Consider the following 12,337-nt stretch of genomic DNA (forward strand, 5'->3'; position numbering starts at 1 on the left):
GGCGATCAGGCCTGCTCGTCGGCCTCGACCTCGGCCTCCTCGGCCGCTTCCTCGTTGGTCTCGTCCTCGTCCTCGTCGTCGCGGATCATGGAGAGATCCTCGCCGCGGGACTGGCGGGAGGCTTCCTCGGCGCTGCGGGCGACGTTCGCCTTCACGGTCACTTCGACTTCCGGGTGCAGGGAAACCGGCACCTCGTGCACGCCGATCGTCTTGATCGGGTGGTTGAGGACGATCTGCTGGCGGGCGACGGTGAAGCCGGCGGCGGTCAGCGCCTCGGCGAGGTCACGGGTCGACACCGAACCATAGAGGATGCCGGTCTCGCCGGCCTGGCGGACGAGCACGACCTCGGTGCCGTTCAGGCTCTCGCCGACCTTCGCCGCCTCGTTCTTGAGCTCGAGGTTGCGGGCTTCGAGCTGGGCCTTCATGCCCTCGAAGCGCCCCTTGTTTTCCTTGGTCGCGCGCAGCGCCTTGCCGGCGGGCAGCAGGAAGTTGCGGGCAAAGCCGTCCTTCACGCGCACCACTTCGCCCATCTGGCCGAGCTTGGCGACCCGTTCAAGCAGAATGACTTCCATGTTCGTATCTCCTGGTCTGTCGTTCGAATGGAATGAGGTTCAGTCGTCATTGGCCGCGGAGGGATTCGTGCCCTTGCGGCTCCTGAAGTCGAAAAAGAGATCGGCCAGCCCCAGCCCCGCCAGCAGCAGGAAGGGCCAGCCCAGCACGAAAGTGGAGATCCACAGCGTGCCGAGGATCAGCCGGCGCCCGCCCGCATCGCGGGTCAGCCCGTGCAGCACGGAGAAGCCCAGCAGCCCCAGCGCAATCACCAGCGTCGCGCTCAACAGCGTGCCGATGAGACCGAGGAAGCCGTCCAGCAGCAGCGAGAGCGCGAAGGCGACGAGCAGCAGGACCGCGGTGCCGCGCGGCAGGCGCATCGCGGAAAGATCCGGCCACGGCCGCACCAGCCGGTCCGACGCCTTGGCGATGCGGCCGGCGAGCCAGAGATTGCCGAGCTGCGTCAGCATGGTGAGCATCGCCGCGGCCGGCGGCATGATGACCACCATCAGATCGGCGAAGCGGCCCGCATCCTGCGGCACCTCGCCGGCGCGATCCTGAAGCATGGCCTCGAACAGCTCGCGCAACGCCGCGCGATAGGAGGCGATGTCGCCGGCCACCAGAGGGATGAGGGCGGCCACCGCCAGCGTGCCGAGCAGAGCCGCCGCCAGCACGAGCCGGCCGGTCGGAAACCACTCAAGCTCGCCGCGCTCGTTGCCGCGGGCCATCAGCGTGAGATAGGCGAGAACATAGGCCGGCAGGCCGACGCCCGCCACATAGGCGACGAGCAGCTCGGTGCCGAACAGCAGGCCGGCAGCAAGCGCCGCAAAGCCCGCCGCGACAAGGGCGGCAAGCTGCGACCAGCCGATGCCGGCGATGAGGATGGGAAGGGGCGCCAGATAGAACAGCGGAACGGCCAGCGCGCTGCCGGTGGCGGTGCTTGCCACGAGCAGTGCGGACGCCGCACCGGCGCAAAGCGCGATCAGAAAGGGTCCCATCGACGAGCTGTCCCGCATCCGAGCGGTTAGAGGCCGGTCAGGTCCTATGGACCGCCGCCCCAACAAAGACCCCGGGGACCATCCCGCGAGGCCGGTCGTAAACGTCAGCCGCCGGGCCGGAGCCCGGGGCGAGGCCCCATCCCCGGCGAAGCGGGGATGGGCGAAAGTTCAGCAGGGCAGGGCCCGGCGGGAGTCCTGTCGGACGCGTTGCCGAATGCCATGCACCGCAGGACTCAGCGGATCACGAAGGGCAGCAGGCCGAGGAAGCGGGCGCGCTTGATCGCCTGGGCGAGCTCACGCTGCTTCTTCGCCGAGACGGCGGTGATGCGCGAAGGAACGATCTTGCCGCGCTCGGAAATGTAGCGCTGCAGCAGCCGCACGTCCTTGTAGTCGATCTTCGGGGCGTTGGCGCCGGAGAACGGGCAGGTCTTGCGACGACGGAAGAACGGACGGCGGGCGCCGCCGGAGGAGCTGGTACCCAGAGCCATCACTCGGCCTCCACGTTGGAGCTGGTGGTTTCTTCGCGGTCACGACGCGGGCCGCGATCGCCACGGTCGCCGCCGCGGTCGCCACGATCCCCGCCGAAGCCGCCACGACCGCCGCCGAAGCCGCGGTCACCGCCGAAACCACGATCGCCGAAGCCGCGATCGCCGCGGTCATCGCGGTCGCGCTTCTGCAGCATCACCGACTGGCCTTCTTCCAGCGCCTCGACCCGGATGGTCATGAAGCGCAGGACGTCTTCGTCGATGCGCATCTGGCGCTCCATCTCGGCGACGGCAGCGGCCGGGGCGTCGATGTTGAGCAGCGAAAAGTGCGCCTTGCGATTCTTGCGGATGCGATAGGTGAGGGTCTTCACGCCCCAGTACTCGGTCTTGCCAACCGTGCCACCATTCGCCTCGATCACGCCCTTGAAGCGGGCGGTCATGTCCTCGACCTGCTGCGCCGTTACGTCCTGGCGCGCGAGGAACACGTGCTCGTAGAGAGCCATGTCTTCGTGCCTTTCCTGTTGAACCGCACCATTGCGGATCGTTCTCCCGGCGGCGAGCCCTTCGAGCCTTGCGGAAAGGCTCGAAAAACAGTCTCGAAGGCGGGAACACGGGACAGCGGCGTCATCCTGCGGGATGTGCCTGCCGCGCGGACGTCCTGGTGAAAGGGCGCGCACGACCGTCCGTTCAGCCCCCGGCCGGGACCAACGATGCGCGGGCTTATACTGGAAAGACCGGCAAATGCAAGGCGCGGCGCGGCTCATCCGGCTGCCGGCGCTTGACAGGGCGGGCCGGGGCGTGTTCCTCCCCGCACCGTTTTAACGTCGCTGGGGGCCGCCGCTCATGAGCACCGCCTTTGTATTTCCCGGGCAGGGTAGCCAGGCCGTCGGCATGGGCAAGGCCCTCGCCGAAGCCTTTCCCGCCGCGCGTTCGGTGTTCGACGAGGTGGACGCCGCGCTCGGCGAGAAGCTCTCCGACATCATGTGGGACGGGCCGATCGAGGCCCTGACCCTCACCGCCAACGCCCAGCCTGCGCTGATGGCAACCTCGCTTGCGGCGATCCGCGTGCTGGAGGCTGAGGCCGGGCTTGATCTGTCCCGCGACGCGGCCTTCGTGGCGGGCCATTCGCTCGGGGAATATTCCGCACTTGCCGCCGCGCGCAGCTTCGCCATCTCCGACGCCGCCGGCCTGCTGCGCCTGCGCGGCGAGGCGATGCAGAGCGCGGTGCCGGTCGGCGCCGGTGCGATGGCGGCGATTCTCGGCCTCGACTACGACAAGGTGGTCGACGTGGCGCAGGAAGCGGCCGGCGACGAGGTCTGCGACATCGCCAATGACAACGCGCCCGGCCAGGTCGTGGTGTCCGGCGGCACGCAGGCGATCGCCCGCGCCGTCGAAATCGCCAAGCGCGAAGGGGCCTCACGCGCGATCCTGCTGCCGGTCTCCGCGCCCTTCCATTGCCGCATGATCGCCTCCGCGGCGGATGCGATGCAGGAGGCGCTGGCCGCGGTCACCGTCTCTGCTCCGGTGGTGCCGGTCGTCGCCAATGTCACGGCGGCGCCGGTCAGCGATCCCGACGCGATTCGCGCGCTGCTGGTGAAGCAGGTGACCGGTACCGTGCGCTGGCGGGAATCGGTCGCCTTCATGGCGGGTGCGGGCGTGACCCGGCTCGTCGAGGTCGGCAGCGGCAAGGTGCTCGCCGGGCTCGTCAAGCGCATCGCGCGCGAGGTCGCCGCCTCCAACGTTTCGTCGCCGGAAGACGTCGCGGCCTACGCCGCCTCCACCTCCGCCGCGCGCGCATCGAGCTGAGAAAAGGAAACACCCATGTTCGACCTGAGCGGCAAGACCGCGCTCGTCACCGGCGCCACGGGCGGCCTCGGCGGCGCCATCGCCCGTGCGCTGCATGCGCAGGGCGCGACTGTCGCCCTGTCGGGCACCCGTCGCGAGGTGCTCGAGACGCTGGCCGGCGAACTCGGAGAGCGCGTCCATGTGCTACCCGCCAACCTCGCTTCGGCGGAAGAGGTGGAGCAGCTCGTTCCGCAGGCCGAGGAGGCGTTCGGCGCCCTCGACATCCTCGTGAACAATGCCGGCATCACCCGCGACAACCTGTTCATCCGCCTGCGCGACGAGGACTGGGACACGGTGATCGCGGTGAACCTGACCTCGGCCTTCCGGCTGAGCCGCGCCGCCGCCAAGTCCATGATGCGCCGCCGCACCGGGCGTATCATCGGCATCACCTCCGTGGTGGGCGTCACCGGCAATGCCGGGCAGGGCAACTATGCCGCCGCCAAGGCCGGCATGATCGGCATGTCCAAGTCGCTGGCGAAGGAGGTCGCTGCCCGCGGCGTGACCGTGAACTGCATCGCGCCCGGTTTCATCGCGACCCCGATGACCGACGTGCTGAACGACAAGCAGAAGGACGCCATCCTCGGCGCCGTGCCCGCCAATCGGCTCGGCACGCCGGAGGATATTGCGGCCGCTGCCGTCTATCTCGCCTCGAACGAGGCCGCCTATGTCACGGGCCAGACGCTGCACGTGAATGGCGGGATGGCGATGATCTGAGCAAAGTCCAGCATTTCCGGCGCTTTCGAGCGTTTTCCGGGAGTGCTGGCCTTGCTGGATGAAGTGTGCTAACGACCGCCTCGGCTGACGGGAGGGGCACCTTGACGGGTGTTCCGCACGACCGAAAAATCCTGTAATCGGGGCAGGAAACGGGCCGCCCACCGAACCGTTCGGAACGGTGTGGCATTCTTAGAAATCAACTGAAGCAAACCTCCGGATACGGACGAGGGTGGACCGATGAGCGACATTGCCGAGCGCGTGAAGAAGATTGTGGCCGAGCACCTGGGCGTCGAGCCCGAGAAGGTCACCGAGAATGCCAGCTTCATCGACGATCTCGGCGCGGACAGCCTCGACACCGTCGAGCTGGTCATGGCTTTCGAGGAAGCCTTCAACTGCGAGATCCCCGACGACGCCGCCGAGACCATCCTGACGGTCGGCGACGCCATCAAGTTCCTTGAGAAGAACGCGGCCTGAGCCGCCTGATCGCGCCGCGGCCGGCTGTGGGCAATCCCATGCGTGGTCGCGGCCGTTCCTGCTGAAGTGAAATCCGGAGAGTGCGGATGAGGCGCGTCGTCGTCACCGGCCTCGGCATGGTGTCGCCGCTTGCTTGCGGCGTCGAAATGACCTGGCAGCGGCTCCTTGCGGGCCAGAGCGGCGCGCGCCGCATCGAGCATTTCGAGGTCTCCGACCTCGCGGCCAAGATCGCCTGCATGATTCCGCGCGGTGACGGTTCGGACGGGACCTATAATCCCGACCAATGGATGGAGCCCAAGGAGCAGCGCAAGGTCGACGAGTTCATCGTCTATTCCATGGCCGCTGCCCAGCAGGCGCTCGACGATGCGGACTGGCACCCCTCGACCTATGAGGACCAGATCGCCTCCGGCGTGCTGATCGGCTCCGGCATCGGCGGCCTCACCGGCATTTCCGAGGCGACCCTGCTGCTGCAGGAGCGCGGTCCCCGCCGCATCTCGCCCTTCTTCATTCCCGGCCGCCTGATCAATCTGGCGGGCGGTTACGTCTCCATCGCCCACGGCCTCAAGGGGCCGAACCATGCGGTGGTGACGGCCTGTTCCACCGGCGCCCATGCCATCGGCGACGCGGCGCGCCTGGTCGCTTTCGGCGATGCGGACGTGATGGTCGCCGGCGGCGCCGAATCGCCGATCAACCGGCTCGCCATTGCCGGTTTCGCCGCCTGCCGCGCGCTCTCCACGAGCTACAACGACACGCCCGAGAAGGCCTCGCGCCCTTATGACAAGGACCGTGACGGCTTCGTCATGGGCGAGGGTGCCGGCGTGGTGGTGGTCGAGGAACTGGAGCACGCATTGGCGCGCGGCGCAAAGATCTATGGTGAGATCATCGGCTACGGCATGTCGGGCGATGCCTATCACATCACCGCTCCTTCGGAGGATGGCGACGGCGCGTTCCGCTGCATGAGCGCGGCGCTGAAGCGCGCCGGCCTGACCCCGGCGGATATCGACTACATCAACGCCCATGGCACTTCGACCATGGCCGACGAGATCGAGCTCGGCGCGGTGCAGCGGCTGGTCGGCAATGCGGCGGCGACGGTGTCGATGTCCTCGACCAAGTCGTCCATCGGCCATCTGCTCGGTGCGGCCGGCGCGGTCGAGGCGATCTTCTCGCTGCTCGCGATTCGCGACCAGATCGCGCCGGCGACCATCAATCTCGACAATCCGGCGATGGAAACGCCGATCGACCTGGTGCCGCACACGCCGCGCGAGCGCAAGATCGACGTGGCGCTGTCGAACTCCTTCGGCTTCGGCGGCACCAACGCCTCGCTGGTCTTCCGCCGCTACACGAACTGACCTCGCCGGTATCTTCGGGCCGCCCCGGCGGGGAGGGCTGCCGCTGCCGAATGCCGGTAGGGGAGCTTTCCCGCTTTCGCCATATTCCCGGTTAGCATCGCGCCGGGTTAGTCTGCTGCTGCCGCCTTGCCGGCACCCGCACCGCGAGGGCCGTATGGAAGACGATGTCGCGACCAAGCAGACCCGCCCGTCCCGCCGGGCGCACCATCCGCTGATCATCGTCGGCAACGCGATCTTCACGCTGCTGCTGGTGGCGATCGTGGTGGGAGGCGGTGCGTTCTGGGTGGTGAAATCCAGCTTCGATTCGCCGGGCCCGCTTCCGGCCGACACCAACGTCGTCATTCCGAACCAGAGCGGCGTCATGGATATCGCCGAGCTGCTTGAGCAGAAGGGCGTCATCTCTGACCGCTACATCTTCGTCGCGGGCGCCTTCGGTGAGCGGGCGACCGGCAAGCTCAAGGCTGGCGAATATGCCTTCGCCAAGGCCGCGACGCCGCAGCAGGTGCTGGACACCATCGTGTCGGGGAAGGTGGTGGAATATGATGTCACTATTCCCGAGGGCCTGACCTCCGACCAGATCGTCGAGCGACTGAACGAATCGCCCGTGCTCACCGGCACGGTGCGCCAGCCGCCGCGCGAGGGTTCGCTTCTGCCGGAGACCTACAAGGTCACCCGTGGCACCACCCGTGAGGAATTGCTCAAGCGCATGGCGCGCGAGCAGCAGCGCGCGCTCAAGGAAATCTGGGATGCCCGCTCGCCCAATCTGCCGCTGAAGAGCCCGGACGAACTCGTCGTCCTCGCCTCCATCGTCGAGAAGGAAACCGGCATCGCTTCCGAGCGCCCGCAGGTCGCGGCAGTTTTCGTGAACCGGCTCACCAAGAAGATGCGGCTGCAATCCGATCCGACGATCATCTACGGCATCGTGCGAGGCAAGGGTAAGCTCGACCGGCCCATCACCAAGGCCGACATCCTGGCGCCGACGCCCTTCAACACTTATGCGATCGACGGATTGCCGCCCGGTCCGATCGGCAATCCCGGCAAGGCCTCGCTTGAGGCGGTCGCCAATCCGGCGCCGATCAAGGCGGTTTATTTCGTCGCCGATGGCAGCGGCGGCCACGTCTTTGCCGAATCGTTGAATGAGCACAACAAGAACGTCGCGAAATGGCGACAGCTCGAGCAGAAGCAGAAACAAGATTCCGCCACGACGCCCGCCGGTGCCGCGGGCACCACCGGAGCTACCCCTTCCACGGTCTCGCCCAGCCAGTGACGGGGCCTGCCGGTATCGGCCTGCTTGAGGCGCGCCGCCTGCGCCGCTATGGTCCGCCGCCGCTGAACGGCATGTGCTGAACAGCTTTGGGGGATCTGCGATGGCCTTGACCAGCATGACCGGCTTCGCCCGGACGCACGGCACGTCCGGCGCTTGGGGCTGGGCGTGGGAGCTGAAATCGGTCAATGGCAAGTCGCTGGACCTGCGGTTGCGCACCCCGGTCGGCTGGGACGCCATAGAGCCTGCGGTGCGGCAATCGGCTGCCCGCCAGCTCTCCCGTGGCAATGTCAGCGCGAATCTCACCCTCAGCCGCGCCGGCGCCTCCGTGCAGGTGCGAGTGAACGAGGCGCTGCTGCGGGCGTTGGTGGAAACGGTCAGCCGGGTTTCCGTCGACCTCGACATCGAGCCCGCCTCGATGGATTCGCTGCTCGCCATGAAGGGCGTCATTGACATCACCGAGGCCGAGGACACCGAAGAGGATCGCCGCCGGCTGGAGCAGGCCGTGCTCGCCGGCTTCGATCAGGCGGTCGCCGATCTCGCCGCCATGCGAAGGCAGGAGGGGGCGGCGCTGGCCTTGGTGCTGGCCGAGCGGCTGGACGGCATCGCCCGTCTCACCGCTGCTGCCGAGGCCTCGCCGGTGCGCCAGCCCGAAGCGATCCGCGCCAGGCTTGCCGAACAGATCCGCACCCTGATGGATGTGGGCGCCTCCTTCGATTCCGACCGGTTGCACCAGGAGGCGCTGCTGATCGCAAGCAGGGTCGACATCCGCGAGGAGCTTGACCGGCTGGTGACCCACGTCGCCGCCGCCCGCGCCATGATCGTGGAGGGTGGTGCGGTCGGGCGTCGGCTCGATTTTCTCGCCCAGGAATTCAACCGCGAAACCAACACCTTGTGCTCGAAGGCCAATGACGTGTCGCTGACCGCGATCGGGCTGGAGCTGAAAAGCGTGGTGGAGCAGTTTCGCGAGCAGGTTCAGAATATCGAGTGAGGCCCATGACCGTCGCCACCTCTTTTCCGATCGCACGCCGCGGCCTGATGCTGGTGCTGTCCTCGCCATCGGGCGCGGGCAAGTCGACGCTGGCGCGTCTGCTCCTCGACAAGCATCCCGAGATTCATCTTTCGGTCTCCGTCACCACCCGCGAGCGGCGCCCCAGCGAGGTGGAGGGCATCCACTATCATTTCATCAAGCGCGAGCGCTTCGACCGGCTGCGCGAGACCGGCGACCTGCTCGAATCGGCCGAGGTCCACGGCAATTTCTACGGAACGCCGCGCGAGCCGGTGGAGGCGGCATTGTCGGACGGCAAGGATGTGCTGTTCGACATCGATTATCAGGGCACGCTGCAGCTCTATGAAAAGATGCGCACCGACATCGTCGGCGTCTTCATCCTTCCGCCGTCTGCGACCGAGCTGAAAACCCGGCTGGAACGGCGTGCCGAGGATGCGTCGGGTGTCATCGAGAAGCGGCTGAAAAACGCCCGCACGGAAATCGCGCACTGGCAGCACTATGACTATGTGCTGGTCAATCAGGACCTCGACACGACCTTCCGAAGCCTGGAGGCGGTGCTGCTGGCGGAGCGGTTGCGCCGCGAACGCATGATCGGCCTGACACCGATCATCGAGCGGCTGGATCAGGAACTGGAAACGCTGACGGCCTGAGTCCGGCGTGCCGCTTCCATCGCCGACAAGGTGTTGGCGAGGTTCACGAATCCCTCGACCGGAATTTCCTCCGCCCGCGCCGTCGGCACGATGCCGGCGGCCTCCAGCAGCACTCCCGCATCGACGCCGAGGCTCTTCAGGCCCTGGCGCAGCATCTTGCGGCGCTGTCCGAAGGCGGCTTCGGTGACGCGCTCCAGCACGCGCCGGGCGCAGGGCAGGGGATCGGGCCGCGGCACGATGTGAACCACCGACGAGGTGACTTTCGGCGGCGGCACGAAGGCGGACGGCGCCACATCGAAGGCGATGCGCGCGCGGGCCCTCCAGCCCGTGAGCACGCCGAGCCGGCCGTAATGATCCGAGGAGGGATCGGCGACGATACGCTCGGCCACCTCGCGCTGGAACATCAGCGTCAGGCTCTCATAGAAGGGCGGCCATGGCTCGGCCGAGAGCCAGCCGATGAGAAGCTGGGTGCCGATATTGTAGGGCAGGTTCGCGATGATGCGGGTCGGCCCCTCGGCAAGCGCCGCCATGTCCACCTGCAGCGCATCGGCTTCGACGATGTCGAGCCGGCCGGGATAATGCGCGGCAATGTCGTCGAGCGCGGCGATGCAGCGCGAATCGCGTTCGATCGCAATGACCTTGCGGGCGCCCAGAGCCAGAATCGCCCGCGTCAATCCGCCGGGTCCCGGACCGACCTCGATCACCGTGACGCCGCCGAGATCGCCCGCGCTGCGGGCGACGCGAGAGGTGAGGTTGAGGTCGAGCAGGAAGTTCTGGCCGAGCGACTTCAGCGCAGAGAGCCCATGTTCGCGAATGACATCGCGGAGTGGCGGCAGGTCGTCGATGGCGCTCACGCGGCGTTCCTCCGCGCAGCATCGGTCACGGCAAGCCGGCGGGCGAGGCGCAGCGCTTCGATGAGGCTGGACGGGCTGGCACGGCCGGTGCCGGCGAGATCGAACGCAGTTCCATGGTCCGGCGAAGTGCGCACGAAGGGCAATCCCAATGTCACGTTGACGGCGCTGTCGAAGGCGAGTGCCTTGATGGGAGCCAGCACCTGATCGTGATAGGCGCCGATCACAACATCATAGCCCTGTCGCGCGGCGGGATGGAACAGCGTGTCGGCCGGCGCCGGCCCGCGTGCGTCGATGCCTTCGGCCCGCAGCATGGCGACGGCAGGGCGGACGATCTCCTCGTCCTCCCGGCCGATGGTGCCGTTCTCTCCCGCATGAGGATTGACGCCGCACAGCACGATGCGCGGCGCGGGGATGCCGAAGCGCTCTTTCAGGTCACGGGCGGTGATGCGGGTTGTCGCCACGAGAAGCTCCGACGTCAGGCGTCGCGGCACTTCGGCGAGCGGTATATGGATGGTGGCAGGCACCACCGCCAGCAGCGGCGACCACAACATCATCACCGGCATCGGCGCCGGCTCGCCGCAGAGATGGGCGAGGTATTCGGTGTGGCCGGGAAAGCTGAAGCCCGCCTCGTACATGACTGATTTTGCGATCGGATTCGTAACGACCGCACTCGCCCGGCCCGCCTGGACGAGGCTGACCGCATGCTCGATCGCGACCCGCGCCGCAGGCCCGCTGCTGGCGTCGGGGCGTCCGGGGCCGGCCGTCGCCTCGATGCCGGTCGCGACCACGGGCAGGGCCTTGGGGAAGAGGCCCGCCGCCTCTTCGGGCGCGCAGATGCGGACCGGGATGTCGAGGCCAAGCCTTGCGGCGCGGCGGCTCAGCGTTCCGGCATCGCCGCTCACGAAGAAGGCCGGCAGACAGTCCGCCTCGCGGCGCTGCCAGGCGGCGAGGGTGATGTCGGGGCCGATGCCGGCGGGGTCGCCGAGGGTGAGAGCGAGGGCCGGCATGGAGGCTGTCAGACCGTGCAGTCAGTGCAGTGAGGTGGATGATGAGGCCGAAACGCCGCGGCAGGCCGGTCAGCGCTTGTACTCGATCAGCGCGGCCTTGCGGGCGTCCTTCATGAGCCGGTCGGAGAGCGCGTCGAACTGCTTGCTCTGGAGGTCCTGCTGCACCTCCTTCTTCTGCACGCTGTCGCCGATCACCTCGCGCTTGCCGCAGACGGCGACGAACTCGATGCCGGCCTGCGAAACCTCCGGCTGGGTGGTGCCGCCGACGGGCGTGTCGGCCAATACCTTGCGCAGCGGAGCGGAGACGTCGCCGCTGGTGCGCACCACCGGATCGCGGACAACGACCTCGCGCATCGCCTGCGCGGCGGCGATGCCCGCGTCGCAATTGCTGAAGCGCTGACGCAGCGCATTGGCTTCCGCGAGGCGCTGGGCGCGGGCGGCAGGGGGGGCAGCGCGCGGAACCACCAGCACGATCTGCCGCAGCGTGAACTCCGTCGTGCGCTGGGCCTGGCTGCGGTCGGTGTCCTTCATGGCGGCGAACACATCGGCGTCACGCACCGTGGCGACGGAGGAGAAGCGGCCGCGGACATAGGAGTTCCAGACGAAGTCGGCCCGCATCTGGTCCTTGAGGATGCGCGCGTCGATGCCGGAGCCCGCAAGTGCCTTGGTCAGCTCGTCCGGGGTGCGGCCGGAGCGGTTCGCCATGTTGGCAAACATCTTGTTGACCTCGGCATCGTCGGCGGTGATGCCGAAACGGTTGGCGGTGAAGACCTTCAGCCGGTCGTTGATCAGGTCCTCCAGCGCCTGCTTCTGACCGAGCGACTTGCGCTCGGTGAGCTGGGCGATGCGAATGCGCTGGGCGACATCGAAGCTGGTGATGGGCTGGCCCTGCACCATGACGAGGATCTGCTGGGCCGCGACGGGGCCGGCGAGAGGGCCGACCAGCAGACCAGCGCTGGTTGCGGCGGTGCCGAGGGCGAGGGCGAGGGGCGTTGCGCGCAGCAGGCGGCCAGCGGCGGCGAAGAGGGACCGGCGACCGCGCCCGGCACCGCCGACCGCACCGATACCGCTCGATGCCGGTTCACGGGCGACGCCCCGATTGCCTGTACCCATCATGATCCCATCCACCTCGATCTGGC

The 12,337-nt window shown here is 67.8% G+C and carries 14 protein-coding genes; 7 read left to right on the top strand and 7 right to left on the bottom strand.

The genetic code is table 11. The annotated features are described in order from the left end of the window. Window positions 1–5: 5 nt before the first annotated feature. From rplI to rpsF, 4 genes are all read right to left on the bottom strand, one after another. Entirely contained in the window at window positions 6–572 is a 567-nt protein-coding gene (gene rplI / locus MWN34_RS00645) for a 50S ribosomal protein L9 (protein WP_247025700.1), read from the bottom strand. A gap of 39 nt (window positions 573–611) precedes the next feature. Further along, window positions 612–1,547 (bottom strand): DUF2232 domain-containing protein, encoded by a 936-nt coding sequence (locus tag MWN34_RS00650; RefSeq protein WP_247025701.1) that lies wholly within the window; start codon window positions 1,545–1,547, stop codon window positions 612–614. 233 nt (window positions 1,548–1,780) lie between these two features. After that, window positions 1,781–2,035, bottom strand: coding sequence for a 30S ribosomal protein S18 (gene rpsR / locus MWN34_RS00655; RefSeq protein ID WP_247025702.1), 255 nt, complete (start codon window positions 2,033–2,035; stop codon window positions 1,781–1,783). Beyond that, window positions 2,035–2,535, bottom strand: coding sequence for a 30S ribosomal protein S6 (rpsF, locus tag MWN34_RS00660; protein WP_247025703.1), 501 nt, complete (start codon window positions 2,533–2,535; stop codon window positions 2,035–2,037). The genes rpsR and rpsF overlap by 1 nt, the downstream gene beginning before the upstream one ends. Before the next feature lie 340 nt (window positions 2,536–2,875). On the opposite strand from rpsF, the gene fabD reads away from it, so the two are divergent. The 7 genes from fabD to gmk all read left to right on the top strand — a co-directional run bounded on the left by fabD (window position 2,876) and on the right by gmk (window position 9,337). Then, window positions 2,876–3,838, top strand: coding sequence for an ACP S-malonyltransferase (gene fabD, locus MWN34_RS00665; protein WP_247025704.1), 963 nt, complete (start codon window positions 2,876–2,878; stop codon window positions 3,836–3,838). 15 nt (window positions 3,839–3,853) lie between these two features. Beyond that, window positions 3,854–4,591 (top strand): 3-oxoacyl-[acyl-carrier-protein] reductase, encoded by a 738-nt coding sequence (gene fabG / locus MWN34_RS00670; RefSeq protein WP_247025705.1) that lies wholly within the window; start codon window positions 3,854–3,856, stop codon window positions 4,589–4,591. A gap of 237 nt (window positions 4,592–4,828) precedes the next feature. Beyond that, a complete protein-coding gene (locus tag MWN34_RS00675; RefSeq protein WP_013165911.1) occupies window positions 4,829–5,065 on the top strand; it encodes an acyl carrier protein in 237 nt (78 codons plus the stop codon). 86 nt (window positions 5,066–5,151) lie between these two features. Beyond that, entirely contained in the window at window positions 5,152–6,414 is a 1,263-nt protein-coding gene (fabF, locus tag MWN34_RS00680) for a beta-ketoacyl-ACP synthase II (RefSeq protein ID WP_247025706.1), read from the top strand. Window positions 6,415–6,568: 154 nt separating this feature from the next. Next, window positions 6,569–7,681, top strand: a complete 1,113-nt coding sequence (gene mltG / locus MWN34_RS00685; RefSeq protein WP_247025707.1) for an endolytic transglycosylase MltG — start codon at window positions 6,569–6,571, stop codon at window positions 7,679–7,681. A gap of 100 nt (window positions 7,682–7,781) precedes the next feature. Then, complete coding sequence (locus MWN34_RS00690) at window positions 7,782–8,669, top strand: YicC/YloC family endoribonuclease (protein ID WP_247025708.1); 888 nt, start codon at window positions 7,782–7,784, stop codon at window positions 8,667–8,669. A 5-nt stretch (window positions 8,670–8,674) separates the two neighbouring features. Then, on the top strand, window positions 8,675–9,337 hold the full coding sequence (gene gmk / locus MWN34_RS00695; protein WP_247025709.1) for a guanylate kinase: 663 nt from the start codon (window positions 8,675–8,677) through the stop codon (window positions 9,335–9,337). Here the strand turns inward: gmk and rsmA are convergent. Genes rsmA through MWN34_RS00710 form a run of 3 tightly spaced genes read right to left on the bottom strand, consistent with a single transcriptional unit; the run spans window position 9,310 to window position 12,314 of the window. After that, window positions 9,310–10,191: a 16S rRNA (adenine(1518)-N(6)/adenine(1519)-N(6))-dimethyltransferase RsmA gene (rsmA, locus tag MWN34_RS00700; RefSeq protein ID WP_247025710.1), complete on the bottom strand. Its 882-nt coding sequence runs from the start codon at window positions 10,189–10,191 to the stop codon at window positions 9,310–9,312. The two genes, gmk and rsmA, sit on opposite strands and share 28 nt — an antisense overlap. Beyond that, window positions 10,188–11,210, bottom strand: coding sequence for a 4-hydroxythreonine-4-phosphate dehydrogenase PdxA (gene pdxA / locus MWN34_RS00705; protein WP_425532041.1), 1,023 nt, complete (start codon window positions 11,208–11,210; stop codon window positions 10,188–10,190). Before pdxA ends, rsmA begins: the two co-directional genes overlap by 4 nt. A 57-nt stretch (window positions 11,211–11,267) precedes the next feature. Next, window positions 11,268–12,314, bottom strand: a complete 1,047-nt coding sequence (locus MWN34_RS00710; RefSeq protein WP_247025712.1) for a SurA N-terminal domain-containing protein — start codon at window positions 12,312–12,314, stop codon at window positions 11,268–11,270. Between the last annotated feature and the right edge of the window lie 23 nt (window positions 12,315–12,337).

It is taken from the genome of Ancylobacter crimeensis (assembly GCF_023016805.1).
Lineage (GTDB): Bacteria > Pseudomonadota > Alphaproteobacteria > Rhizobiales > Xanthobacteraceae > Ancylobacter > Ancylobacter crimeensis.

Excerpts from the sequence above, each read along its gene's own strand:
- rplI (WP_247025700.1), bottom strand. The coding sequence starts at position 572 with ATGGAAGTCATTCTGCTTGAACGGGTCGCCAAGCTCGGCCAGATGGGC.
- MWN34_RS00650 (WP_247025701.1), bottom strand. The coding sequence starts at position 1,547 with ATGGGACCCTTTCTGATCGCGCTTTGCGCCGGTGCGGCGTCCGCACTG.
- rpsR (WP_247025702.1), bottom strand. The coding sequence starts at position 2,035 with ATGGCTCTGGGTACCAGCTCCTCCGGCGGCGCCCGCCGTCCGTTCTTC.
- rpsF (WP_247025703.1), bottom strand. The coding sequence starts at position 2,535 with ATGGCTCTCTACGAGCACGTGTTCCTCGCGCGCCAGGACGTAACGGCG.
- fabD (WP_247025704.1), top strand. The coding sequence starts at position 2,876 with ATGAGCACCGCCTTTGTATTTCCCGGGCAGGGTAGCCAGGCCGTCGGC.
- fabG (WP_247025705.1), top strand. The coding sequence starts at position 3,854 with ATGTTCGACCTGAGCGGCAAGACCGCGCTCGTCACCGGCGCCACGGGC.
- MWN34_RS00675 (WP_013165911.1), top strand. The coding sequence starts at position 4,829 with ATGAGCGACATTGCCGAGCGCGTGAAGAAGATTGTGGCCGAGCACCTG.
- fabF (WP_247025706.1), top strand. The coding sequence starts at position 5,152 with ATGAGGCGCGTCGTCGTCACCGGCCTCGGCATGGTGTCGCCGCTTGCT.
- mltG (WP_247025707.1), top strand. The coding sequence starts at position 6,569 with ATGGAAGACGATGTCGCGACCAAGCAGACCCGCCCGTCCCGCCGGGCG.
- MWN34_RS00690 (WP_247025708.1), top strand. The coding sequence starts at position 7,782 with ATGGCCTTGACCAGCATGACCGGCTTCGCCCGGACGCACGGCACGTCC.
- gmk (WP_247025709.1), top strand. The coding sequence starts at position 8,675 with ATGACCGTCGCCACCTCTTTTCCGATCGCACGCCGCGGCCTGATGCTG.
- MWN34_RS00710 (WP_247025712.1), bottom strand. The coding sequence starts at position 12,314 with ATGATGGGTACAGGCAATCGGGGCGTCGCCCGTGAACCGGCATCGAGC.